Genomic DNA, 23,664 nt, shown 5'->3' on the forward strand with positions numbered 1-23,664 from the left:
GGGTTCGCGTGGGGTGCGGTGGGAGCCGTACCGGGGAGAGGGGTGCTCGGTCAGCCGCTTGTCGCGTGCCGCGTGCGTTGGCGGCGGCCGCCCGAGCGGCGGGGTTTCTCGGCGGTGGGGCCACGCCCCGCCTCGATCAGTCCGGCCCGGAACAGGCCGTGGGTGAGCCGCCGCTCCACGGCGGCCTCGAGTTCGTCGCGCAGGGCACCGTCGCGCAGCAGCGCCTCGGGGCCGAGCAGGGCCTCGACGGTGGCCAGCGCGGCGGCGGTGTCGCCGTGGTCGAGCCGCGCCCGCACGTCGGGTAGGCACTCCGGTTGTCGGTGCGCCTCGTCGATGGCCCGCAGGCAGGGCAGCGGGGTCCCGGTGAGCGCGGCCAGCAGCTCCTCCCGCCGGATCTCGGCCGGGCCGTGGTCCAGCGCGCTGAGCACCCCGTCGACCAGGCCGACGCGATGCAGGGCGCCTCGGCAGGGCACCAGCCGTGGTGCCGAGGCCGGATCCGACGCCGCCGGGCGGGTGGGCGCCTGACCTTCGGGCACCAGCGCCGCCGCGACCAGGGGATGCAGTTCGGCGGGCTCGATCAGCCCTGCGCGCAGCAGCGCCAGATCGGGAAGGACCCAGGTCGCCGCGTCGGGCAGCACCGGCGGACGCGTCCCGCCCGCCGGCGGGCCGACCCGCGCCACGACCGACCGGCTGCCGTCCCCGCCCGAGGTCATCCCCGCTCGATCGCCGACCCGCAGGACCAGCCGGCGTCCGGTGCCGAGCCGCACCGTGACGGCCCCGCTGGTCCGACCCTCGGCCCCGAGCAGGAGCGCGGCCTCGGCCGGCCACCTGTCGGTCGCGTACCGGTCCCGGTGCGCGCCAACAGTCGTCCCCAGCTCGTCGGGTGGAGCGGGGGCGCCGGCCCGGCCGGCACCTGATCGCGCCCGCAACTCTCCGGTCCGGCGCGCGTCGAACAGGTGGCGGTGCAGGTCGAGGCGGAAGCGCTGGTCGGGGTGGGGATGCGGGCCGGACCCGCGACGGGACTCGTCCCAGAGCCCGAGGCTGATCCGTTGCCCGGCGTCGGCCCAGGCCGGTGGAGTGCGGGCCACCAGGTGCACCGCGCCGGCGGTGGGCTGCTCCGGGTCGTACCGGATCAGCGAGATGGTCAGGCCCGGACGTAGCAGACCATCGGGGGCGACCCTTGGCAGGTGCCAGCGCAGCAGGTCAGGGGCCAGGTGACGGAGGTCGGCCCGCAGCCGTGCCGCCAGGTCTCGACCGTGGCGGTGGGCGACCGCGCGCAGGCTGATGTCGGCATCGACGCGCGCGGCGGCACATGCCCCGCCCCAGTCACCGACCTGACGGCGAGCACTCGCTAGCTCGATCATGGACGGCGGCACGGCGAACTCGCGCACGCGCCGCCAGAAGGACAGTCGAGGATCCGCATCCGCGGCCCGGGAATGCATCAGCACTCACCGTTCGCGGAATGGACCCCCAATCTGGAATGAGAGGAAGTGATCATCGCGGCGGATCATACCGCCCGGTGCCCCGTGCCCGCCAGAGCCGACGGTGGCGCGGAGAGCAGCGGACCCGGCGTCAGGTCGAGCGGGGACCGACCCGACCGGGCCGGTCCCCGAGGCGCTCAGGCCGTGGGGCGTACCCGGTATGCCAGGTGGGTGACGCCATTGCCCTCGACGACGCGCAGGGGGCCGTCGAGCTGAAGTGGCGCGATCCGCAGGTCGGCGAAGAGGGGGACCCCACCGCCGAGCACCACCGGGACGAGATCGACGTGCACCTCGTCGAGCAGGCCGGCCTCGACGACCTGGGCCGCGATGGTGCCACCGTTGACGCCGACCTCCTTGTCACCGGCGAGCGCCTTCGCCCGGTCGATGGCGCTGGCGATGCCGTCGGTGACGAACACGAAGGACTCGTTCTCCGGCTCCCAGCCCTCCGGCACGCTGTGCGTGACGACCACGACGGGCACGTCCATCGGGTGCCGGCCGCCCCACCCCTTCGTCATGTCGAACAGTCGCCGGCCGACGACCAGCACGCCGGTCCGCTCGTTGAGGTCCCGCAGGTGCTGGGCGCTCGCCGCGGACGTCCGGAACGTCATCTCGGGGTTGGCCGTCGGCGTCTCGACGTCGCCGTTGCTGTACCACTGGAAGAGGTACTCGAAGCCACCGTGGGACGCGTTCGCGATGTAGCCGTCCAACGACATCGTCGCGCCGGTCGTCACCTTCGTCATCGATCCACTCCTTGGTCCGGGCCAGGTCGGCCTTCAGGTGGGACCGGGTTATCCCCGGCCCTCACCCAGTGGTCGAAGCCGGCGCCGCCGCTCTCGACACGTTCCCCTGATTCTTTTTCGACCTCGCTCCGACCGGAGCCCGCCGCCCGACGGGCGATCGGGTTCAGCGGATCCGGGCGGCGACGGCGGCAGCGGCGACGCTCGCCCCGGCGTCGTTGAGGTGCAGGTGGTCACCGTGGTCGTACGCGGGCCGCAGGGCGTCGGTGTCGGCCGGGTCGGCGAGGATCCGGTCGAGGTCGACGACGGCGTCGTACGCGCCGCTGGTGCGGATCCACGTGTTCACCTCGTCGCGGACCGCCTCGTTGCCCGGGGTGTCGTAGCCGGCCGCGTTCTTGATCGGCGGCACCGTGGCGCCGATGACGGTGATCCGGTGGGCGTGGGCGGCCCGGATCAGCGCCCGGTGACCGTCGATGAGCTGCGCGGCGGTCACCACGGGCGAGGCGCCGCAGCCGAAGTCGGGAAAGCCGCCGCCACCGATGTCGTTGATGCCGATCAGGACGACGGCCGACCGCACGCCCGGCTGCCCGAGCACGTCGTGGCGGAACCGGGTGACGCCCCGCTCACCGAAGCACGGCGAGTCGGCGAGCAGCTTGTTGCCGCCGATCCCGGCGTTTGCCACGGCAAGCGGGCGGCCGGCGGCGACCAGGCGCTCGGCCAACTGGTCCGGGTAACGGTTGTCGGTGCCCGGGGTGGAGCCGTAGCCGTCGGTCAGCGAGTCACCGAACGTCACCACCGTGCCCCGGGTACGGGGCGACCCGGCGACGTCCACCCCGGCCAGGTGGTACCACGACTGGCTGGTCTCGCCGGAGAACGCGGCGGCACGATGGTCGAAGCGGTGATCACCGGTCGCGCGGTACGTGCTGGTGAGTCCGTCCTGGTGGTAGGTGGCCGGGCCGGTCGCGCCGGCGAAGTACAGCGTCACGGTCACCGCCTCCAGCGCCCGTACCGGCAGGAGCACCGGGTCGGAGGTGGTCTCTGCGCCGACCGGCACGGTGGTCGTGCGCCGCCTGTCGAACGTGACCGGGAGCAGGGTGCCGGGCCGCACCGCCGCGCCGGCGTCCGGGCGTCCCACGGTGGCGCCGGTGAGCCGCAGCGGTTGGCTGCCGTACCTGTTGGACACCCGGATCCGGAGCAGGGAACCGGCCGCGCTGACCCGGACCACCTGCCGAACCGACTCGTTGGCGAAGCCGGGCACGGACCAGTTCGCGCCGAACCAGTCGTTACCCGGCACGGGGTGGTGGTGGGTGACCGACCAGGCCGCCGACCAGGTGGCCGGGTGGTCGCGGCCGGTGCTCGCGGCGTTCGCCGGGGCGGCCGACGCGAGCAGGAGCAGGGCGGTGAGTACGGGGAGGAGGCGACCTGTCGACATCGGAGTGTCCCTTCACGCTGGGTGAACGACCGCTCGCCGCGGCCGATGTGCTTCACCCTGCGCCGGCCGCCTTACCGTCCGCTTACGGTGTCCTACCGAGCCGCCACGGCCTACCGAGCCGCCCCGGCCTGCCGAGCCGCCCCGGCACGCCGGGTGCGCACCGCCCGCGCCGGGTCGTAGCGTGGGACGCATGCGAACCACCACGCTGGGCAGCGCAGGCCCCGAGGTCGGCGTCATCGGCCTCGGCTGCATGGGCATGACCCACGCCTACGACATCACCGGCCCGCGCGACGACGACACGTCGATCGCGGTCATCCACCAGGCACTCGACCTGGGCGCCACGCTCATCGACACGTCGGACGTGTACGGGCCGTACACGAACGAGGAGCTGGTCGGGCGGGCGTTGGCCGGCGGTCACCGCGAGCGTGCCGTCCTGGCGACGAAGGCCGGCCTGGTGGCCACCTCCCCCACCGGCGGTCCCGGCAACTCCCCCAGGATCGGCAACAACGGCCGCCCCGAGCACATCCGCGCCGCGATCGACGACAGCCTGCGTCGGCTCGGCACCGACCACGTCGACCTCTACCAACTGCACCGCGTCGACCCGGAGGTGCCCATCGAGGAGTCCTGGGGCGCGATGGCGGAGATCGTCGCGGCGGGCAAGGCACGGCAGATCGGGCTGTCCGAGGTGACGGTGACCCAGATCGCGCGGGCCCAGGCGGTGCACCCGGTGGCGTCGGTGCAGTCCGAGCTGTCGCTGTGGACCCGCGACCCGCTGACCGAGGTGCTGCCGTACTGCGTCGAGCAGGGCATCGCGTTCCTGCCGTTCTCCCCGCTCGGTCGCGGTTTCCTGGCCGGCCGGTTCACCTCGTTCGACGATCTGCCCGCCGACGACTTCCGCCGCGGCCTGCCCCGTTTCCAGCAGGACGCGCTGCGCGCCAACCTCGCCATCGTCGCCCGGGTCCGGGAGATCGCCGACCGGGCCGGGGTCAGCCCCGCACAGGTCGCCCTCGCCTGGGTGGTCGCGCAGGGCGACCAGGTCATCCCGATCCCGGGCACCAAGACCCCGAAGTACCTGGTGGACAACTGCGCCGCCGGCGACGTGCGGCTCGACGCCGAGGACCTGGCCGACCTGGACGCGCTGCCGGCACCGGAGGGCGGTCGCTACTGAGGCTGCGGCGGCCCGGCACCCCACGGCCGGGCCGCCACCGGCGGGCCGAACCTGACCCCGACGCCGGGCGAGTAGAGCACGCTGACCGGCGGGCCGACCGGTGCCGGCAACCCGGCGGCGGCGACCAGCTCGTCGTCCAGGTGCAGCAGCTCGGCCCGGTGCAGCGGCCAGCGCGGATGCCAGTTCGGCAGGTGCAGCGTGCGCCCGTGTGCCCGGGTGTGCAGGCCCCAGCGCGCGGTGACGAAGTGCTCCAGGGGGGTCGGGTCGGCGATCGGCTCCGCCACCCGCACCACCATGCGGCTCGTCGTACCCGCCGGGCCCGGCCAGCGTCGCCGGCAGCGGTAGGTGCGGCGGTCGCCGTCGCGGTCCAACCGCATCGACGACCAGAGGTACGGCAGGCGCAGTGTCGCCCGCGCCACCAGCACCGGCACCAGGCGGGACGCGTCGAGCGAGCGGAACACCACCGCCCGCCGGCCGGCGTCGTCGACCGAGTAGAGCCGGACGTTTGTCTCGTCGAACGTGCCGAAATAGGGCACACCCGGACCACGGCCGAAGCCGAGCCCGACCATCCGGAAGCCGATCAGGCCGACAAAGCTCACCCCGTCCATCGTGTCCGGGCGGGTGCCGGCCGGCAGCAACGGCGCGACGATGTCCGGGGCGACGGCCCAGTGCAGGAAGGTGAGGTCCTCCCAGCGCTGCCGCAGGATCGCCCAGGGAAACGCCCGCCGGGGCGAGTGGTCGACCGGTTCGATGTGCACGCCCTCATCCTGTCTCAGGCGTGCGGGCCGACGTCCACGGTTCCGACTGTCAACGACGGATTGCCTTCCAGAATGTGGCCGACCCGCTCGACCTCCTCGTCCAACGCCCGGCGTCGACCCGCGCCGAGGGCCCGCAACGGCTCGACAGTGATGCGGATCGTGCGCCCGGAGCGCCGCTGGTGCCACACCCCGGCGACCGTCCCGTCGACGAGCAGCACCGGGAAGTTGCCGGCCTGCCCTCCGGCCAGCGCCCGCTCGGCGGCGGCACCGGGAAAGAGCCGGTCACGGGGGTGGCAGCCGACCGCGTACGCGTCGAAGTAGGGCAGTAACCGCAACCCGGACGGCGGATCGTCCGGGAACTCGGTGTCGCCGGCGACCACCCACGCCCGCGTGCCGGCGACGGTGACCTCGGCCAGGTCCAGCGACTGGAACGCCTCGGTCGCCCACCGCTCGGTCGCCGACAGCCACTTGGCGAACTGGGCCGGAGTGGCCGGCCCGTACGCGTGCAGGTAGCGGCGGACGAGGTCGGCAAGCGCCGCCGGGCCGGGCATCGGGGTGAACCCGGGCAGCCAGCGGGCCGGGCTGGTGTAGGTGGTGGCGCGTCCCCGGGTCGGGCCGTGACACATGACCCCGCCCCGGGTGGCGGCCGACATCGCGGCCATCCACCGGGGCCACCGGTCCTGAAAGGCCTCCATGACCCGCTCGCCCGCCCACGCGCCGGTGCGCGCGACGATCTCCTCGGTCAGCTCGACGGTGGTCAGCTCGGCCTCCGCCAACGCGTCGGCGATCGCCGCGAGGACCTGCTCGGTCTGCTCGGGAGTCAACAGCCCTCGGCTCTGCTCCCAGGCGGGGACGGGCATCGCGGTCAGCGCGCCGGTCCACATCGGCAGGTCGGCGGCGGCGAGCAGGTGCACAGTCCCGCGTGGGCCACGGGTCTTGACCAGGGTGCGGTCCCGCCAGAGCGCCTGGCGCACCAGCGCGCGAGTCGCACCCGGGACGCGGAGCCCGACGGACAGCTCGGCGGCGGAGGCGACCTGGGCGTGCGCGCCGCACATCGTCGACACCACGTCGGCGACGCGGGCGGCGTCCGGGGCGGCGTCCGGGGCGGCGTCCGGCGCGGACGCCGCCGAGAGCCCGTGTCGCGCCAGCCGCCGGGCGGACACCTGCGCCCAGCTCAGCTCGGTCACGGGCGGCCTCCGTGGACGTCGGCCCCGGCCGCGGGCGGGGCTTCGAGAGCGCGTCTGGTCATGCCGCCCACGCTACGACCGACGTATGTCACTTTCCGGCAGCCGCCGCCGACCGTCCGGGTTCCGGCCCAGAGATCGACGCCGTCACCCGTCGTAGGCTGGTAGGGGCGACAGGCACCGAGCAGACCGCCTATACCGCCGCTAATGGGACGGGCAGGAGGACGTACGCGTGACGCAGGGTGACACGGAGTTGGTGGTGCTGGCGCAGGCGGGTGACGCGGCGGCGCTCGGTGCGCTGCTGGCCCGCCACGAGGCCGAGATGCGGGCCGTCGCGCTGAGCATCCTCGGCTACGGGCCGGACGCCGAGGACGCGGTGCAGGACGCGATGCTGGTGGCGCTGCGGCGTATCGGCGACGTCCGCGACCCGGCCGCCGTCGGCCCGTGGTTGCGCGCCATCGTCCGCAACAACAGTCGGACGGCGCTTCGCGGCCCCAGAGCCATCCCGGTCGCCGAGCCGGAGTGGTTCGCCGGCCCCGCCGACACACCCACCCCGGAGGAGGCACTGGACCGGGGCGCGATGCGCGACTGGGTGTGGCACGCCATCGGGCGGCTGTCCGAGCCGGACCGGCTGGTCACGCTCCTGCGCTACTTCAGCGACGCGTCCTCGTACGAGCAGATCGCGGCCGTGTGCGGGATCCCGGTCGGCACCGTCCGCAGCCGGCTCAGCCACGCCCGCCGTGCGCTCACCGGCGGCCTGCGCACGGCGGCGGACGCCGCGCACACCGACGTCGCCGCGGCGAGCGAGTCCCGGTGGCGGGAGGGTCGCGACATGGTCGCCACGGCGATGGGCGGCGACTTCGACCGGGTCGTGCGCGAGAGCTGGTGGCCGCACGCCGAGATGATCGTGCCGGGTGGCCCGCGCGGTGGCCGTGACCTGGCGGTCACCGGCATGAACCGCGACCTGACCGCCGGGGTACGCCAGCGGCTGCGCAACGTGGTGGCCAGCGGCGACGTGCTGATCTGGGAGACCGACCTGATCAGCCCGCCGGACGACCCGGAGCACTGTCCGCCCTCGGCGCTGTGGTTGCAGGTGCTGCGCGAGGGGCGGGTGCGCCAGCTCACCCTCTTCCACCCCGTGCCCGCGCTGCGCTGAAAGAACATCCCCGACCGAGCGAACTTTTCCGTCGACCCACGCATCTGGTCCGTGTCATGCACCAGTTGCCGTGCCGGCACACGCCGCGCGGATCTCGGATCGGGAGACAACTCATGGGTTCCACAAGCCACGACGTCAGCGCCCTCGCACCGGGTGCCCACGCCTTCACCGTCGACGGCGTCCGGCAGGTCTACCACGTCGCCGGCACCGGCCCGGTGTGCGTGGCGCACTCCGGCGGCCCCGGCATCGAGTGGGCCTACCTGCGGACGCCGAGCCTGGAGGAGCACTTCACGATGGTGTACGTCGAGCCGGTGGGCACGGGCGCCTCGGGGCGGCTCGACGACCCCAGCGACTACCGTCTCGACACGTATGTCCGGTTCCTCGACGCCGTCGTCGCGCACCTCGGCGAGCCCCGGGTGTACCTCCTCGGGCACTCGCACGGCGGTTTCGTCATCCAGCGGTACGCGCTCGCACACCCGGACCGGGTCGCCGGTCTCGCCCTGTACGACACCTCGCCCGTCACCGGGGCCGAGTTCTGGGCCGAGGCGATGGCCGGGCTCTCCGCGTACCCGCAGCGGCACCCGGACCGGCCGGAGGCGGCGGCGATCCCGGCCGCCTTCGGGCAGATCGGCGCGGCCACCGACGACGAGTCGTTGGCGACCGCCCTGCGCGCCGCCCTTCCGGTCTACTTCGCGGACTTCTGGGGCCGGCAGGACGAGTTCGTACCGTTTCAGGCCGCTGTCCGGATCTCGTTGGCGCCGGCGAGCGCGCAGGACCCGACGCCCTTCGACGTGCGGGAGAACCTGGCGGAGATCACCGCGCCGGCCGTGGTGATCGTCGGCGCGTACGACTTCATCTGCCCGCCGCGTCGCGCCGAGGAACTGCACGCGGGCCTCAAGGACTCGCGGCTGGTGCTGCTGGAACAGAGCGGGCACTTCGCCCACATCGAGCAGCCGGCGCAGTTCACCGATACCGTGGTGGGGCTGCTCACGCGCTGAACCGGCGCGACCCGAGGTCGGTTCGTCACAGCGGGCAGGCCGCGGCGCTCGCTGGCGTTGCGCGGTCATAGGCTGGGCACTTTGGTGCACCGTGACGAAGAGGAGACCGCCGTGAGCCAGACCGAGCGGATGGATTCCGTCGACGAGTGGAACGTGGCCGAGGACGACGGTGTCCTGGACGCCTCCGACACCCTCGACGACGACCGGGTCGGTGACCCCCTCGACACCGGCATCGTCGCCGAGGACCACTGGACCGCCGCCAACCGGTTCGGCACCACGCCGGCCGAGGAGCGGGCGGGCGAGTCCGTGGCGCAGCACCTCGCCCAGGAGGTGCCGGATGTCGACCCCTACGCCGAGGGCGGCGACGACGAGGACGAGCTGACCCGCCGGGGGTACGAGAGCGAGGCCCGCGCGGGCCGCCTCGTCGCCTACGACGAGGGCGTCCGCGAGGACGACGAGGCCGAGTCGGTGGCGTGGGACGCCGGCATCGACGCGGGTGGGGCAAGCGCCGAGGAGGCCGCGATCCACGTGGTCGAGGACCCGGACGGGCCCGGCGACGGCCCGCTGCGCTGACTGCCGCGCCCGCCGCGCTCACCACCCGAGGAGGTGCTGAGCGCGGCGGGCGCGTCGTTTCAGTGGATGACGACGGGCGTCCGGACCTGCTCGCCCTGCGGGTCGTCGAGTTTCGCCGGCTCACGTCGGCGCGGCAGCAGAGCCGCCGGAACGAGCGTGAGCACGACAAGCGCGAACGCGACCCAGAACGTGGTGGCGAACGACTTGGCTGCGAAGTCGAGCCCGCGCTCGATGATCGACGGGTCCACCGGCATCTGCTGGAGCAGCTCCGGCTGTCGCTGGGAGGCGATGGCCAGCCCGGCCTCGGTGACCGGCGTGCCGCTCCGATCCACCACGCCGGGGATCAGCCGGGAGCCGTTCAGCTCGTTGGTGAGGATCACCGACATGACGGCGGCGCCGACCGAGCCGCCGATCTGCTGAAGGATGTTGACGAGCGTCGAGCCGCGCGCCACGTCGTTTGCCGACAACGTCCGCAGCGCCGAGGTCATGATCGGCATCATCGTGCCGCCCATGCCCAGGCCCATCACGAACAGCGAGCCCTCGAGCAGCCAGTACGAGGTCTGCGGATCGACCTGGGTGAAGCTGAAGAACCCGACGACGATGAGCAGCAGCGCGAACGGGACGGTACGCCCGATCGGCACCCGGTCGGCCAACGTGCCGGCGATCGGCATGGTGATCATCGCGCCGATGCCCTGCGGGGCCATCAGCAGACCGGCGGTCAGCGTCGTCTCGCCGCGCACCTGGAGGAAGTAGCTCGGGAACAGCAGGCCGGCGCCCATGAACGCGATGATGAACACGAACAGCGTCAGCGACGAGATGGTCAGGCTGCGGTTGCGGAACAGCCGCAGGTCGAGCAGCGGGTGCCGGGGCTTGAACGAGTAGAGCACGAACGCCACCACCAACGCGCCGCCGACGAGCATCGGGGCCCACACCTTTGTCGCGGCGAAGGTGCCCGCCTCCGGCAGCGACGACACTCCATAGAGGAAGAGCGCCAGGCCCGGCGAGAGCATGAGCATGCCGACGAAGTCGAACGACTCGGACGGCTCGGGGGCGTCCTTCGGGAGCGCCATCTGCGCGTAGATCAGGGCGACGACGCCGATCGGCAGGTTGATCAGGAAGATCCAGTGCCAGCTCGCGGTGTCGATCAGCCAGCCGCCGAGGATCGGGCCACCGATCGGCCCGAGCAGCATCGGAATGCCGAGGACGGCCATCAGTCGGCCGATCCGGTGCGGCCCCGCCGCGCGGGTCATGATGGTCATGCCCAGCGGCATGAGCATGCCGCCGCCGAGGCCCTGGAGCACGCGGTAGCCGATCAGCTCGCCGATCGTGTCGGCCGTGGCGCAGAGCCCCGATCCGATGGTGAACAAAGCCAACGCCACCATGTAGAGCCGTTTGGTGCCGAACCGGTCGGCTGCCCAACCACTGAGCGGGATCACGGTGGCGAGCGCGAGGGTGTAGGCGGTCATCGTCCACGCGACGCGCGCGTACGTCGCGTCGAACTCGCTCTGGAATGTGGGCAGCGCCACACTGACCACCGTCACGTCGAGGATCGACATGATCGCACCGAGGACGACGACGCCTGCCACCTTGAGCACCGCGGCGTCGAGTTTGTCCGATGTCGCGACGGATTGCTGTGTCACTAACTCTCCTGAAGTCTTCGATTGAGCGCCGGATGATGGGTGGTGGCGAGGTGCCGCGCCTGCACCGGCGCGTGACGCGACGTGCCGAGGCGACGACGCGCTGGCAGACTAACCGTCAGTTGTGACGGTTCGCCTCCAGGTTTCGTGACCGCCGGGAAGTCACAATCCGTTCGGCCGTCCCGTTACGGCCGAACGTCGGGGCGTCGATCAGCGAGAGCACTGCGCGATCTCGGTCGGACCGTGCTGACCACTCGCCTTCGCGGTGTGGCCCTCGAAGGTCCGGATCAGCGTCTTGTGCAGATGGGCACGTTCACCGCCGCTGAGGGGGCGGCATACTTACAAGCCCGGCTCGAAGGCCACCTGGACCTTGCCGACGACATCGACGGCGTGGTCACCGATCTGGGAAGCCTGCCGCTGCTCTGGGCCAGGCCAGTGCGTTTCTACTCGACGAGCACGTGCCCTGCTCCCAGTACCGGGCACGCTGGGCCGACCGCCGCGTGCGCCTCGATGACTTAATGCCCGGCCCCGACGATCCCAACGGTCTTCCGGACGACTACCAGCGCACGGTCGCCGTCACCCTGTCACTGTCCGTGGAGGCCGCGGTGAGCCTCGTCCTGGCGGACCCAGTTCCGCAGTGCAGGCGTACCTGGAGCCAAGGTGGCCGCCAGCGGCGAGCGGGACGCGCCGCTGGTGACGCTTGCTGGTGGTGGCCTACCCGGCGAGCTCGGCGTGGCACTGTCCTCGGCTTGCCTGCCTGAAATGTGGGCTCCCGTACCCGTTGACCTTATGGGAAGCTTGCCGCCGCCGGGCTGTCGACCGCCGCGCTGCTGCGGCTGATGGTTGCTCAGGTGGAGCAGCCGGTCAGGGTATGGAGGGTGTTTGTGGCGATCTTGGATGGGGGCAGACGCTCCTACAGGTCTCGTCTGGTGGCAGTGCTGCTGGCCGTGGTGGCGGTTATGGCCGCTGCTCCCGCGCCAGCGCATGCCGTGTCGGTTCCGCCCGGTGGGCGTGCCAACTACACGGTGGCCCTGATGCGGAACGTGGGTACCGAGTCCTTCGTTCGCTTGGCCGAGTACAGCCTTCGGTCGGACGGTACGGCTCGGGCGGACTACTGGGCGTGGAACGCCAAGACCCTCGTAGGCCGAGCGACGACGGGATTCACCACGTCCGGATGCGCCCACGCCTGCCCGGTCTACACGGCCGCCGGATTCGAAGCCGCGCCGAAGCAGTTGTATGGCACCTGGTCGGTAACGGGTGACGATTTGACCATTCAGTGGACGACCAACTTCCAGACCGAGCGGTGGAAATTCACGAACATGGCCACGGTCACCAAGGTGGACTTGGCCAGCCATCCGACCGCCAATCGCGGCTTTGGCTGGGGGAGTACGACACACTTCCGTACAGGCGTCAGTGTCACCGACATCTACAACCTCCACGGCACATACTCCGGCCCCGGAGTGGAAAACAACTACGGCAGTATCACGGAGTTCCCGTCCGCGTCGCAGAAGATCCACTGGCCCGACGACTACAATCCGATCCGCCTGTGCAATGTAAACTGCATGAACCTCTCGACGGTCAAGCCGGACGAGACCGGCGTGACGGTGCCAAGCAACAAAATTTACCTGGCCGGAAGCGGCACGGATCGCAAGATGTACTACAACCACCAGTTGTACAGCGTCAACGCGGACCATTGCATTGGTGGGGGCGGCTCGCCCTACGCCGGGCATCTCAAGCCAGCCCTGCAGATCATCGACGATGCCGGACAGTTCCGCGGCCTCGTAGTCGTCGAGGCGAGCCTCTACTCGTTCGCCAACGGCGGCAATATTCTTAGCGTGTTCGACCTGAACGACATCTGACGAATGTCAGACCCGGGCCAGCCTCGGACGGTCGCGGCGTCGGTGGCGCGAAGCTCGCCAGTCACCGACGCCGCTCCCGTCTGTGCTAATAAGAATGCTCTGAGGCCTCGAATTGAACGGGCATAATACTGTGGGTGAACCAGCCATTGATGATGGCTTCTTTGTCCATTTTGTGATCACCGGTTGTAACTGATCTTGACGTCCTCACCGCGCGGCTGACGCGGTGCGGTTGGTGACTAGTCGTGGGGTCCTTCCGCTCCTGGCCCGCGACTGCGCGGCTGCCACTCGGTGGTGGGGATTCGCAGGGCGAGGTCGTCGATGCGTACGAGGCGCGACCGGCATCACGGCCGGACGGCCCCGACGGCATCCACGACGAGACTGCCGCTGCGCACCGTGATCTCCACGGTGTGCGTGCCGGCGCCGAGGTTGCGCAGGGCGTACGTCTGATAGAACTCGGGAGAGGCGAGCGTGCTCGCCGCGGAGTTGACCACCGTACCGTCCACCCTGACCTGCAGGACGGCCGAGCCGTTGTTCGGCCCCATGATGTCCAGTCCGGTACCGGCGAACGTGTAGGTCAGCGTCGAGCCGCTTCCCTGGCTGGTGGACAGGCTCCGCTGAACGTTGTACATACCCTTGCCGTTTTCGTGCGCCCAGGACCCGCCGTACACCAGCTTCTTGGCGGGCGGGTTGGCCAGGTCGGACATCTCCAGGTTGTCCAGCACCTCGGAGTAGTACGACGGGCTTCCGTCGACCGTCTCCACCCGCAGGTTGTCGAACCGGGTGAAGTAGTAGCCGCTGCCCAGCGTGATCCGGCCGGACAGTTTGGGATTCGGGTCGGTGTAGGTGGCCAGTGTGACGCCGTCGAGGTAGGCGGTCACCGTGCTTCCGACGCCCTTCAGCGCGATGTTGTGCCACGCGTTGTGAGCGGTGTTGAACCCACCGATCCGCACGCCGCCGGCGCCGCTGACCACGTTGCCGCTGGCGACCGCGTTGTTGTTGACCAGCAACTGCCAGCCTCCGTCGAAGGTGAACTTCACCGAGTACGGCGCACCGTTGTCACCGTGCTGCTCACGGATGCCCAGCCGGGCGTGGTTGGCGCCGTTCTGGGTGCTGCTGTTCTCGAAGGAGACGTCGACACTGGCCTTGTAGTTGAGCCACCGGCTGTCACCGATCCTGGTGACCGCGTCGCCCCCGTTCCACGCACCGCCCAGGCCCTGGCTCGGGCCATCCAGTTGCTGGCGCAGCACGTAGTTGGTCGATCCGTCCGGCCGGTACGCCTCGAAGGCGCCGTTGCGGTCGCTGGCGTAGCGCGGGATGACGCTCTTGGCGCCGCCACGCGACGTGATGAAGTCCGCCGTGCCCGTGATGGTGCCGCCACTGCCGATCACCGGGACCGTCTTGCCGGAGTAGTCGAAGCCGTCGGCGTAGAGGATGTTGTCGCTGGTGTTCTGCACGTCGCCGGAGATGTCGGTGTCCAGCACGGTGCGCTGGCCCTCCACCGGCAGGGGTTCCAGGTACTCGGGCTTGGTGTGGTTGGCCAGCGTCGTCACGGTGACGACCGAGTTCGGCCTGACCGTCACGGAGTACACCCCGCCGTCATCGGCCGGGACGCTGCCCACGTGCTTCAGGTAGTTGGCGTTGAACGCCTGGCCGGGGTCGGCCGCGCGGGTTTCCCACAGTTGTAGGGCCGGAGCGCCGGAGTAGGCCATGTTCACCGGCTGGAGGCGGTACGACTGGGTGTACTCGCTGTCGTTCATGAAGACCGTGGAGAAGTTTCGCTTGTCGGGCGCGGCGAGCGTGAGGTAGCTGGGCGTGCCGTTGCGTCCGACCACCGGGTTCGTCCCGGTCGCTCCGGTATAGCTGGATTCGGGGACGGCGCGCCAGATACCGGCCGTGTTGCTGGAGTTCTCCCAGCCGGTCTTGGCGAACCAGCTGAAGTGCCGCAGGACGTCGATGGCGGCGTCGTAGTGCAGCCAGCCCGACCAGGGATCACGGGCGCTGACGATCTCCTTGTAGGAGTACTGCCCACCCTCGTAGAAGGACCCGATGGCCGGTTGGTAAATGAAGTTGGTCCGGCGCGAGTTGACGAATCCCTTGATGATGGTGTTTCCCATCTCCAGCGCACTGTTGGTGCCGCCGATGCCGGTTCCGACCACCGACGGGGACCGCATGTTGTTGCTGGGGCGGAAGGCGGAATTGCCGAAGGTCGCCTGTGCCTCGCTGTTCCAGATCTCCTTGTCGTAGTCCATCGCCAGGCGCTTGAAGTTGCCGGCGCCGTCGTCGTCGGGGCTGTAGTGGTAGCCGGCCGCCGCCACCACGTCACGCAGGCCGGCGTCGCTGATCATGCTGCCGCCGAACGATCCGACACCGACCTCGTCGGAGATGACGACCTTGATCTGGTTGTACCGGGATCGCTCTGTCGAGTCGGCGAAGTCGGCACTGTCGGTCCTGACCCGGTTGGCATAGGTCTTGGTCCAGTTCAGGTCCGCCCCGCGCTCGTTGAGACCCGGGTTGACGTAGTCGACCATGAACCCGTAGGTCCGGTACGCGCTCAGGATGGTCTTCTTGAACCAGGTGTAGACCTTGTCGTTGCTGTTCGCCCAGCCGGGGGAGTTCCAGCGCAGCAGGGACACCTTGACGTTCGGGTTGACCTTCTTCGCGTCGGCCGCGAGTTGGAAGCCTTGCGCACGCTCGACGTTGGGGGTCTCGGACTCCCACCGCATGGTCGAGGGGTCCGGTCCGGTGGAGTTGTTGCGGTCGTTGCCCATCTCGATCTTCACGTTGGTGAAGACCGGATTCTCCCCACCGAAGAGGACCCGCAGCAGCTGCGCGTACGCGGTCGGGCTCTGGGCCTTGTAATCCATCAGCAACTCGCTGGTGCTGTTGGCGCTGAGCGCACCGAAGCCCTTGAACGTCAGGCCGTTGACGTTGCCGGTGCGGATGTTGTTGCCGTCCACCGTGATCGTGCCCGACCCCGGAGTCGACACGTCAGTGACGATCCACTGCTGGTTGGTGCTGCCGCTGTTCGCGTACTGGACGAGGTTGGCGCCGTCGGACGTGCTGCCCCCGCCATCCAGGTACAGCCCGTTGGCGCGGTTCCTGAACTTGACGTAGCCGCCGGAGTCCTCCCGGGTCCACTGCTGGTTGGTGCTGCCACTCTCACTCCACTGGCCGCAGATGGATCCGCCCGTCGTGCGGCCCATCCCGTCCAGGTACAGGCCGGTGGCCCGATTCCTGATCCGGACGTAGTCGCCGACGGCATCGATCGTCCACTGCTGGTTGACGCTGGACGACGAGGAATACTGGCCGACCGCGGCGCCGTTGGTGGTCCGGCCCATGCCGTCGATGAACTTGCCGGTGGTCCGGTTGCCCAATTTGACGTAGGCGGCGGCTGCTTCCATGGTGAGGCCCACTGGCGTGGATGCGACAGGCATGGTCACCACGTACGTCAGGGCAAGCACGACGACCGACAGCATGCTCAGCGCGCTGGGCCTGACGCGGGCACGGCGCGGGCCGGCTACTCCCGGAGTCTGCCGAGGCGGAGCGGATCGAGGGCTGGTCATGAGATCTCCAGTCAACCGGTCAAGGTGTGGCAGGCGACGCCTCGGGCTCACCGGCCTGCGATGTCCAGAGGTGGCACGTCATCGTCCGATCACATCGAAGCATATTTATGCTATCCGGATCTATAGGTGCCAGGAAACAGACGGAGACGTTCAAGAACGTTCAGACTCGAACATCCGGCCGTCAGGCTGGAGGACCGCGACGGATCCACCCAGCGGTCGGGGGCCACGCTGGGGACAAGATCTCGCGCTTGAACAGCGGGACGAGTGCCTTCCGGTCCCGGGGCTGGAACTCGTGCTCCAGCGGGAGCCGGCGACGGTGACGACGGTGTGCAGCGGCACCAGCCGCCCTAGGACTTTGACATGCGCCCTAGAGGCGGATCGCGGTCCGGATCAGCGCGGCGAGGGCCAGGGATCGACTGTGCGGCGGCCACGCGATCACCGTCGTCACGGTTGGCGCGTCCAGCACCGGCACGGCGACGAGATCGCGGCGCAGGTCGGCCCGGCACGACTCGGGCAAGACCGCCGACGCTCGGCCGAGCGCGATCAGCTGGTACAGCTGCGTGCTGTCCCGTACCTGCGGACCGGGTCCGTCCGGGTACGTGCCATCGGGGCCGGGGCGGCGGGGCGGCGGCAGGTCGGGCAGCGCGGTGACGTCGGCCATCCGCACCTGGGCCTGGGCGGCGAGGGGGTGCCCGGCCGGCAGGACCACAACCTGCCCCTCCGTGCTCAGCTCCTCGGTGTCCAGTCCGACCGTCGAGTCGAACGGCCGGTGCAGCAGCGCCACGTCCGCCCGCCCGTCGCGCAACAGCCGCTCCTGCTCGCCGATCCCGCACAGCAGAACGTCGACGGAGACCGCGCCAGGCTCGGAGGCGTACGCGTCAAGCAGCTTCGACAGCAACTCGCCGGACGCTCCAGCCTTCGTGACGAGGACCAGGCCGGGATGGCCGGCCCCGACGAGGGCCGCACGGCGGGTACGGCGCTCGGCGGCCTCGACCGCGTCGAGGGCCGCCCGGCCCTCGACCAGTAGCACCGAGCCGGCCTCGGTCAGCGCGACGGCGCGGCTGGTGCGTTCCAGCAGCGCCACCCCGAGCCGCCGTTCCAACTGCGCGATCGCCCGCGACAGTGGCGGCTGCGCGATCCCGAGCCGCCGCGCGGCGCGCCCGAAGTGCAACTCCTCGGCGACCGCGACGAAATACCGCAGCTCACGCGTCTCCATGCCCCAACGGTACCGACGGCACGGCACGGCATGACCCGTCCCGCTCGGGCGCCGACGCCGCGGCCTCGATGGATACCCGGGAGGTATCGACGCCCACCCAAGCGGTGTTGGCGGCCCGCTGGGGCGTGGACAGGATCGGATGCATGAGCCAAACGACAATCGCGCTGGTCACCGGCGCGAACAAGGGAATCGGATACGAGATCGCGGCCGGCCTGGGCGCCCTCGGGTGGAGCGTCGGGGTCGGCGCTCGGGACGACACGCGCCGAGAAGCCGCGGTGGAGACGTTGCGCGCCGCCGGCGTCGACGCGTTCGGTGTGCCACTGGACGTGACCGACGACGCGAGCGTGGCCGCCGCCGCCCGGCTGGTCGAGAAACGTGCCGGCGGCCTCGACGTACTCGTCAACAACGCCGGCGTCACCGGCGGTGCGCCGCAGGAGCCGACCACGGTCGACCTCGCGGCCGTACGGACGGCGGTGGAGACCAACGTGATCGGCGTCATCCGCGTCACCAACGCCATGCTGCCCCTGCTGCGCCACTCGTCGTCACCGCGGATCGTGAACATGTCCAGCGGCGTCGGCTCCCTCACCCGGCAGAGCAACTCCACCGACGAGTTGACGACAGGCCCGCTCGCCGTCGCGTACGCGCCATCGAAGACGTTCCTCAACGCCGTCACCGTCCAGTACGCCAAGGAACTGCGCGACACGAAGATCCGGATCAACGCTGCCTGCCCCGGCTTCGTCGCGACCGACCTCAATGGCTTCCGCGGCATCCGTACCCCGAAACAGGGCGCGGCGATCGCGATCCGACTCGCGACCCTGCCCGACGACGGGCCCACCGGCGGGTTCTTCGAGGACGCCGGTGTGGTGCCCTGGTGATCAACCGGTCCACCGACCGCAGTAGCTGAGCGGGCGCAGGGCCGTCGCCCGCCAACCGCACGGTCCAGTCGCTGTGGTGCAGGTGCCGGTGGTGGTGGCCGCAGAGCAGGACGGCGTGGCGAGGCTGGTGGTGCCGCCGTCAGCCCAGTGGTGGATGTGGTGGGCGTCGCACCAGCGCGGTGGGCGGTCGCAGCCCGGGAAGGCGCAGCCACGGTCGCGCAGCACCAGGGCTCGCCGGAGAGGGCCGGTGATGAGGCGGCGTTGCCGGCCGAGGTCGAGTGGTTGGCCGGTGCTGTTGAGGACGGCGGGCAGAAGGTCGATGGCGGCGCGGAGCAGCCCGGCGGTTTCGGTGTCGAGGATGCCGGCGAGCCGCAGGCGACCGTCGGTGAGGGTGGAGAAAGTGAGGTGACGATCGCGGGTGGCGCGGTGGGCCTCGGCGTCCAGGGCGGCTTTGGCGGCGGCGTCGGGACCGGCCGCGGTCTGCACCGTGTCGACCGCGTCGACGATGATCCGGGCCTGGTCCACGGTGACGTGGCCGTCGGCCAGTGCGTGGCGTACCCCAGGATTGCCGGTTTTCAGGGGGGCGGCGAGGTCGACGAGGCGACGGGCGGCCGGGATGGTGAGGCGCAACCGTTCGCGGAGCCAGACCGCGGTGGAGGAGGCACCCTGCGCGACGGCGGTGCTGCGGCCGTCGAGCTCGCGAATCAGGGCCAGCTTCACTGCGGCGAGACGCTGCTCGACGCGGTGCGCGGTGTCGAGCGCGGCGATCAGCTCGTCCTCGGGCAGCGCCCAGGTGGCCGCGTCGGCGCAGGCCGCGAAGGCGTCCTCTGCCTGCGTCAATTCCTCGACCATGAGCGCAGCTCAGAACAGGTGTACGACACCTTCAGCCCCCATGATCCATCTGCGGCGGGCCCGCCCAGCGGCAGGCCCGCCTGTGGTCCAGGCCGTCCGCCGGCGGAACATCGCACGCCTGCCCGCCTGTTGCACCTGATGTGCCGGCTACCGCCGGCGTCCACCACATCCGACTCCGGGTGGAAGGATGAGACACCGTGGACCGCGCCCCGCTCGCCAGTTTTCTGCGCACCCGCCGCGAGGCCCTTCAGCCCGAGGACGTCGGATTGCCCCGAGGCCCACGTCGGCGCACCGGTGGGCTACGCCGCGAAGAAGTCGCCTTGTTGAGCGGTATGTCCACCGACTACTACAGCCGGTTGGAGCAGCAGCGGGGGCCGCGCCCGTCGGAGCAGATGCTCGCCGCCCTGGCCCGTGGCCTGCGGCTCTCCCTGGCCGAACGGGACCACCTGTTCCAACTCGCCGGCCACGCCATCCCCCACCGGGCGGTGCGGGCCGACCACGTCAATCCGGGAATGATGCGGATCCTCGACCGGATGCCCGACACACCGGCCCAGGTGGTGAACCACCTCGGCGAGACCCTGGCGCAGACCGCCCCGGCCGTCGCCCTGCTCGGCGACGAGACCCGGCACACAGGGCTGGCCCGCAGCGCGCACCACCGCTGGTTCACCGACCCGACGGCGCGGCGGCTGTACCCGGTGGAGGACCACCACACGCAGAGCCGCCTGCTCGTGGCGAGCCTGCACGCCTCGTACACCCGTGACGGCCGGGGGTCGCGGGCGGCGGCCCTGGTCGACGACCTGCTGGCCAGGAGCCCGGAGTTCGCCCAGCTCTGGCGTGAGCACCCGGTGCCGGCCGGCTCCTGCCCGCCGAAGCGCTTCCTGCACCCGGAGGTCGGGGCGTTGGAGTTGCACTGTCAGACCCTGGTGGACCCCGACGAGTCCCAGACGTTGCTGGTCTTCACCGCCGCGCCCGGCTCGGCGAGCGACGAGAAACTGCGGCTGCTCACCGTCATCGGCGGCCAGCTCGTCTGATCGCGTCAGCCCTCGCCGGAGCGCTGGGCCGGTCGCCGCGTGCTCGGGTAGCGGGCCGGACTGACGCCCAGGTGACGCCGGAAGTGGCGGGTCAGGTGCGCCTGGTCGAAGAAGCCGGCCGCGACGGCGACCGCGGCGGGCCGCTCCCCGGTGAGGAGCAGGCGGCGCGCCAGCTCGACCCGGCGACCGGTCAGGTACGAGTGGGGTGGCACCCCGTGCACGTGGGTGAACGTACGGACCAGGTGGGTCGGGTGGGCGTGCAGCAGCTCGGCGGCCTCCCCCAGCGTGACGCCCTCGACGGTCCGGGCGTCCAGCAGCTCCCGCAGTCGGGCCGCGAGGCCACCCGCGGGCGGTGCGAGACTGACCGGGGTACGCCGGTGGAGCTGCCCGCGCAGCCGGTCCAGGATGAGCGCGAGCCGACTCTCGGCCTCGAACTCGTCACCGGGTGCGGCGAGCACCCGGTGCAGATGGTCGATCCGGTCGCGCAGCTGCGGGTCGGCCAGGTCCGGCTCGTCGACCGCCCGGCCGACCAGCTCGGCCCCGAGCGCCGAGGTGTCGAGGTACAGGACCCGCTTGCGGAAGCCGTTCGCGGTGGCGGAGCGGCCGTCGTGCGGCACGTACGGCGGCAGCAGCGTGACCGAGGTGCGCAGCGCGCCGTGCCGGTGTCGATCGAGGTCGAAGCGGACCGCGCCGTCGTCGACGATCAGCAGCGTCCACACGTCGTGGATGTGCCGGGGGTAGGCGTGGTCCACGAAATGGGCGTGGAAGACCTCGGCGACCCCGGCTACCGCGGGTCGCCACGCGCTGACGTGCGAGCCCGGCGGGCGGGTGGCCACGCTAAGAACGTACAAGACCGGTAGGTGTCGCGGCGGGCAGGCTCGATGCCATGAGCGAACCCATCCGATTCCCCACCAAGATCGCTGTGCTGCTGCGTGACGACCTGGCGAGCTGGCAGCGGCTCAACGTCACGGCCTTTCTGGTCAGTGGCATCGCGAACGCCGTGCCGGAGCTGCTCGGCGAGGAGTACCGCGACGCGGACGGCACCGCCTACCTGCCGATGTTCGGCCAGCCGGTGCTGGTCTTCGCCGGTGACCGGGCGACGCTTGTCGGCGCGCACTCGCGCGCCCTGGCCCGTGGGTTGCGGATGGCGGCCTTCACGTCGGAGTTGTTCGCCACCGGAAACGACCGGGACAACCGGGCCGCCGTGCAGGCCGTCGGCCGGGACAAGCTCGACCTGGTCGGCGTGGCGCTGCACGCCCCGCGCAATGTGGTGGACAAGGTGCTCAAGGGTGCGTCCATGCACCCTTAGGGCATCCGTGGCGACGAAGACATTGATATCGGTGCACACGGCTGTAATGATTAACACACTTTACAGTTGACTTCGCCGCCCCGGAAGGACCCCACATGGCGCGACGACTGGCCGGGCTCGCGCCCCGCCGCCCCCGCATCAGACTGACCTCCGCGCTCACCGCGGCCCTGCTCGCCGTGCCGATCGGCCTGCTGGTCGCCGTCGCGCCGGCCGCCGCGGCCGCGACGGGCGCCATCACCGGGTACGGCGGCACGTGCGTCGACGTGGCCGCCGCGAACCCGGCCAACGCCACGGCCGTCCAGCTCTACACCTGCAACGGCTCGGCCGCGCAACAGTGGACGGTCGGCGACGACGGCACGATCCGGGCGCTGGGCAAGTGCCTGGACATCGCCGCCGCCAGCACCGCCAACGGCGCGCGGGTGCAGATCTACGACTGCAACGGCACCGGGGCACAGCAGTGGTCGTCCACCGCCGGGCAGGTGGTCAACCCCACCTCCGGCAAGTGCCTCGACGCGACCGGCCAGAGCGCCGCCGACGGCACCCCGCTGCAGATCTGGAGTTGCACGGGCGCCGCCAACCAGACCTGGACGCTGCCCACCGGCGGTGGCACCACGCCACCCCCGTCCGGTGGTTTCACGCACCCCGGCGTGCTGGTCAGCCGGGATCAGCTCGACTTCGTCCGCGGTCGCGTGCAGGCCGGCGCGCAGCCGTGGGCGTCGGCCTACAACCAGATGATGGGCAGCCGGTACGCCTCCCTGTCGCGCACCCCGGCTCCCCGTTCGGTGGTCGAGTGCGGGTCCTACTCCAACCCGAACAACGGCTGCACCGACGAGCGCGAGGACGCGATCGCCGCGTACACCGACGCGCTCGCCTGGTACGTCACCGGAGACGTCAGGTACGCGCAGAAGTCGATCCAGCTCATGGACGCGTGGTCGGCGACGATCACCGCGCACACCGGCAGCAACGGCCCGTTGCAGACCGGCTGGGCCGCCTCGGTCTGGCCCCGGGCCGCCGAGATCATCAAGTACACGTACCCGAGCTGGCCCAACGCCAACCGGTTCGCCACCATGCTGCGCACCGTCTACCTGCCGGTGGTGCGCAACGGCTCGAACAGCAACGGCAACTGGGAGCTGACGATGATGGAGGCGGCCGTCGGCATCGCCGTCTTCCTGGACGACCGCAGCGCCTACGACGCGGCGGTCACCCGCTTCCTCAACCGCACCCGGGCCTTCGTCTACCTGCCCAGCGACGGCGCGCTGCCGTACACGGTGCCGGGCAGCGGCCTGGACACCAGCTCGGAGATCATCGGCTACTGGCAGGGTCAGTCCACATTCGTCGCCGGCCTCGCCCAGGAGACGTGCCGCGACTTCGTGCACACCGGGTACGGGATCTCCGCCATCTCGCACGTCGCGGAGACCTCCCGCATCCAGGGACGGGACCTCTACCCGCAGGTCGGTGAGCGGCTGCGGCAGGCGCTCGGCCTGCACTCGCGCTACCAGCTCGGCGAGGCGGCACCCTCCTGGCTGTGCGGTGGCAGCCTCACCCGGGGCCTCGGCCCGATCACCGAGGTCGGCTTCAATGCGATGAGCAACCGGCTGGGCAACGTCATGACCAACACGCAGACGCTCACGCTGCAACAACGGCCGGCCGGCACCAACAACCTGTTCGTCGCCTGGGAGACGCTCACCCACGCCAACAACCCCAACTGACCGGTTCGCCGTGGGGCGGCCCCCCCCCCCGGGGGCGGCCCCCCCCGGGCAGCCCCCCCCCGGCGGGGCCACCCCCCCCGGCCCCCCCCCCCGCCGGGCGCCCCCCCCCCCCGCGGGGGTGGCGCC

19 protein-coding genes are annotated in these 23,664 nt (G+C 71.0%); 9 read left to right on the forward strand and 10 right to left on the reverse strand.

Features of this window, described 5'->3' with window-relative positions:
* Positions 1 to 50 precede the first annotated feature (50 nt).
* The 3 genes from ACGFH8_RS25235 to ACGFH8_RS25245 all read right to left on the reverse strand — a co-directional run bounded on the left by ACGFH8_RS25235 (position 51) and on the right by ACGFH8_RS25245 (position 3,650).
* On the reverse strand, positions 51 to 1,442 hold the full coding sequence (locus ACGFH8_RS25235) for a hypothetical protein (protein ID WP_393371406.1): 1,392 nt from the start codon (positions 1,440 to 1,442) through the stop codon (positions 51 to 53).
* A 176-nt stretch (positions 1,443 to 1,618) separates the two neighbouring features.
* Entirely contained in the window at positions 1,619 to 2,221 is a 603-nt protein-coding gene (locus ACGFH8_RS25240; protein ID WP_393371409.1) for a dihydrofolate reductase family protein, read from the reverse strand.
* 163 nt (positions 2,222 to 2,384) lie between these two features.
* Positions 2,385 to 3,650: a GDSL-type esterase/lipase family protein gene (locus ACGFH8_RS25245; RefSeq protein ID WP_393371412.1), complete on the reverse strand. Its 1,266-nt coding sequence runs from the start codon at positions 3,648 to 3,650 to the stop codon at positions 2,385 to 2,387.
* Positions 3,651 to 3,840: 190 nt separating this feature from the next.
* Here ACGFH8_RS25245 and ACGFH8_RS25250 point away from each other — a divergent pair, with 190 nt between their 5' ends.
* Positions 3,841 to 4,818 (forward strand): aldo/keto reductase, encoded by a 978-nt coding sequence (locus ACGFH8_RS25250; protein ID WP_393371414.1) that lies wholly within the window; start codon positions 3,841 to 3,843, stop codon positions 4,816 to 4,818.
* Here ACGFH8_RS25250 and ACGFH8_RS25255 read toward each other — a convergent pair.
* Complete coding sequence (locus ACGFH8_RS25255; RefSeq protein WP_393371417.1) at positions 4,812 to 5,576, reverse strand: YqjF family protein; 765 nt, start codon at positions 5,574 to 5,576, stop codon at positions 4,812 to 4,814. The two genes, ACGFH8_RS25250 and ACGFH8_RS25255, sit on opposite strands and share 7 nt — an antisense overlap.
* Before the next feature lie 14 nt (positions 5,577 to 5,590).
* Complete coding sequence (locus tag ACGFH8_RS25260; protein WP_393371420.1) at positions 5,591 to 6,763, reverse strand: winged helix DNA-binding domain-containing protein; 1,173 nt, start codon at positions 6,761 to 6,763, stop codon at positions 5,591 to 5,593.
* Between the two features lie 229 nt (positions 6,764 to 6,992).
* Between ACGFH8_RS25260 and ACGFH8_RS25265 the strand changes: the two genes are divergently transcribed.
* The 3 genes from ACGFH8_RS25265 to ACGFH8_RS25275 all read left to right on the forward strand — a co-directional run bounded on the left by ACGFH8_RS25265 (position 6,993) and on the right by ACGFH8_RS25275 (position 9,487).
* Positions 6,993 to 7,916: an RNA polymerase sigma factor gene (locus ACGFH8_RS25265; RefSeq protein ID WP_393371423.1), complete on the forward strand. Its 924-nt coding sequence runs from the start codon at positions 6,993 to 6,995 to the stop codon at positions 7,914 to 7,916.
* A 113-nt stretch (positions 7,917 to 8,029) separates the two neighbouring features.
* On the forward strand, positions 8,030 to 8,914 hold the full coding sequence (locus ACGFH8_RS25270; RefSeq protein ID WP_393371426.1) for an alpha/beta fold hydrolase: 885 nt from the start codon (positions 8,030 to 8,032) through the stop codon (positions 8,912 to 8,914).
* 111 nt (positions 8,915 to 9,025) lie between these two features.
* On the forward strand, positions 9,026 to 9,487 hold the full coding sequence (locus ACGFH8_RS25275) for a DUF5709 domain-containing protein (protein WP_357253378.1): 462 nt from the start codon (positions 9,026 to 9,028) through the stop codon (positions 9,485 to 9,487).
* Positions 9,488 to 9,546: 59 nt separating this feature from the next.
* Here the strand turns inward: ACGFH8_RS25275 and ACGFH8_RS25280 are convergent, their stop codons facing one another.
* Positions 9,547 to 11,127: a DHA2 family efflux MFS transporter permease subunit gene (locus ACGFH8_RS25280; protein WP_393371429.1), complete on the reverse strand. Its 1,581-nt coding sequence runs from the start codon at positions 11,125 to 11,127 to the stop codon at positions 9,547 to 9,549.
* Positions 11,128 to 12,053: 926 nt separating this feature from the next.
* On the opposite strand from ACGFH8_RS25280, the gene ACGFH8_RS25285 reads away from it, so the two are divergent.
* Positions 12,054 to 12,983 (forward strand): hypothetical protein, encoded by a 930-nt coding sequence (locus ACGFH8_RS25285; RefSeq protein WP_393371432.1) that lies wholly within the window; start codon positions 12,054 to 12,056, stop codon positions 12,981 to 12,983.
* 341 nt (positions 12,984 to 13,324) lie between these two features.
* Here ACGFH8_RS25285 and ACGFH8_RS25290 read toward each other — a convergent pair whose 3' ends face one another.
* Complete coding sequence (locus tag ACGFH8_RS25290; RefSeq protein ID WP_393371434.1) at positions 13,325 to 16,459, reverse strand: RICIN domain-containing protein; 3,135 nt, start codon at positions 16,457 to 16,459, stop codon at positions 13,325 to 13,327.
* A gap of 454 nt (positions 16,460 to 16,913) precedes the next feature.
* A complete protein-coding gene (locus ACGFH8_RS25295) occupies positions 16,914 to 17,762 on the reverse strand; it encodes a LysR family transcriptional regulator (protein WP_393371437.1) in 849 nt (282 codons plus the stop codon).
* Between the two features lie 143 nt (positions 17,763 to 17,905).
* On the opposite strand from ACGFH8_RS25295, the gene ACGFH8_RS25300 reads away from it, so the two are divergent.
* The gene (locus ACGFH8_RS25300; protein WP_393371439.1) at positions 17,906 to 18,637 is read left to right on the forward strand and encodes an SDR family oxidoreductase; all 732 of its coding nucleotides are present in this window, start codon (positions 17,906 to 17,908) and stop codon (positions 18,635 to 18,637) included.
* On the opposite strand, the gene ACGFH8_RS25305 is transcribed toward ACGFH8_RS25300, so the two are convergent.
* On the reverse strand, positions 18,638 to 19,489 hold the full coding sequence (locus ACGFH8_RS25305) for a DUF222 domain-containing protein (protein WP_393371442.1): 852 nt from the start codon (positions 19,487 to 19,489) through the stop codon (positions 18,638 to 18,640).
* A gap of 197 nt (positions 19,490 to 19,686) precedes the next feature.
* Between ACGFH8_RS25305 and ACGFH8_RS25310 the strand changes: the two genes are divergently transcribed.
* Positions 19,687 to 20,520, forward strand: coding sequence for a helix-turn-helix transcriptional regulator (locus tag ACGFH8_RS25310; RefSeq protein ID WP_393371445.1), 834 nt, complete (start codon positions 19,687 to 19,689; stop codon positions 20,518 to 20,520).
* 5 nt (positions 20,521 to 20,525) lie between these two features.
* Here ACGFH8_RS25310 and ACGFH8_RS25315 read toward each other — a convergent pair whose 3' ends face one another.
* Positions 20,526 to 21,356: an AraC family ligand binding domain-containing protein gene (locus ACGFH8_RS25315; RefSeq protein WP_393371447.1), complete on the reverse strand. Its 831-nt coding sequence runs from the start codon at positions 21,354 to 21,356 to the stop codon at positions 20,526 to 20,528.
* A gap of 50 nt (positions 21,357 to 21,406) precedes the next feature.
* On the opposite strand from ACGFH8_RS25315, the gene ACGFH8_RS25320 reads away from it, so the two are divergent.
* Both ACGFH8_RS25320 and ACGFH8_RS25325 read left to right on the forward strand, forming a co-directional pair.
* A complete protein-coding gene (locus ACGFH8_RS25320) occupies positions 21,407 to 21,829 on the forward strand; it encodes a DUF2000 family protein (protein ID WP_393371450.1) in 423 nt (140 codons plus the stop codon).
* A 95-nt stretch (positions 21,830 to 21,924) separates the two neighbouring features.
* Positions 21,925 to 23,538: a ricin-type beta-trefoil lectin domain protein gene (locus ACGFH8_RS25325; protein WP_393371453.1), complete on the forward strand. Its 1,614-nt coding sequence runs from the start codon at positions 21,925 to 21,927 to the stop codon at positions 23,536 to 23,538.
* Positions 23,539 to 23,664: the final 126 nt, after the last annotated feature.

This window comes from Micromonospora sp. NPDC049175 (assembly GCF_043197345.1).
Classification (GTDB): Bacteria; Actinomycetota; Actinomycetes; order Mycobacteriales; family Micromonosporaceae; genus Micromonospora.

Bases quoted from the DNA above. Each gene is read 5' to 3' on its own strand.
- ACGFH8_RS25270 (WP_393371426.1), top strand. From the start codon at position 8,030: ATGGGTTCCACAAGCCACGACGTCAGCGCCCTCGCACCGGGTGCCCAC.
- ACGFH8_RS25325 (WP_393371453.1), top strand. From the start codon at position 21,925: ATGGCGCGACGACTGGCCGGGCTCGCGCCCCGCCGCCCCCGCATCAGA.
- ACGFH8_RS25305 (WP_393371442.1), bottom strand. From the start codon at position 19,489: ATGGTCGAGGAATTGACGCAGGCAGAGGACGCCTTCGCGGCCTGCGCC.
- ACGFH8_RS25295 (WP_393371437.1), bottom strand. From the start codon at position 17,762: ATGGAGACGCGTGAGCTGCGGTATTTCGTCGCGGTCGCCGAGGAGTTG.
- ACGFH8_RS25290 (WP_393371434.1), bottom strand. From the start codon at position 16,459: ATGCTGTCGGTCGTCGTGCTTGCCCTGACGTACGTGGTGACCATGCCT.
- ACGFH8_RS25245 (WP_393371412.1), bottom strand. From the start codon at position 3,650: ATGTCGACAGGTCGCCTCCTCCCCGTACTCACCGCCCTGCTCCTGCTC.
- ACGFH8_RS25240 (WP_393371409.1), bottom strand. From the start codon at position 2,221: ATGACGAAGGTGACGACCGGCGCGACGATGTCGTTGGACGGCTACATC.
- ACGFH8_RS25320 (WP_393371450.1), top strand. From the start codon at position 21,407: ATGAGCGAACCCATCCGATTCCCCACCAAGATCGCTGTGCTGCTGCGT.
- ACGFH8_RS25235 (WP_393371406.1), bottom strand. From the start codon at position 1,442: ATGCATTCCCGGGCCGCGGATGCGGATCCTCGACTGTCCTTCTGGCGG.
- ACGFH8_RS25300 (WP_393371439.1), top strand. From the start codon at position 17,906: ATGAGCCAAACGACAATCGCGCTGGTCACCGGCGCGAACAAGGGAATC.
- ACGFH8_RS25250 (WP_393371414.1), top strand. From the start codon at position 3,841: ATGCGAACCACCACGCTGGGCAGCGCAGGCCCCGAGGTCGGCGTCATC.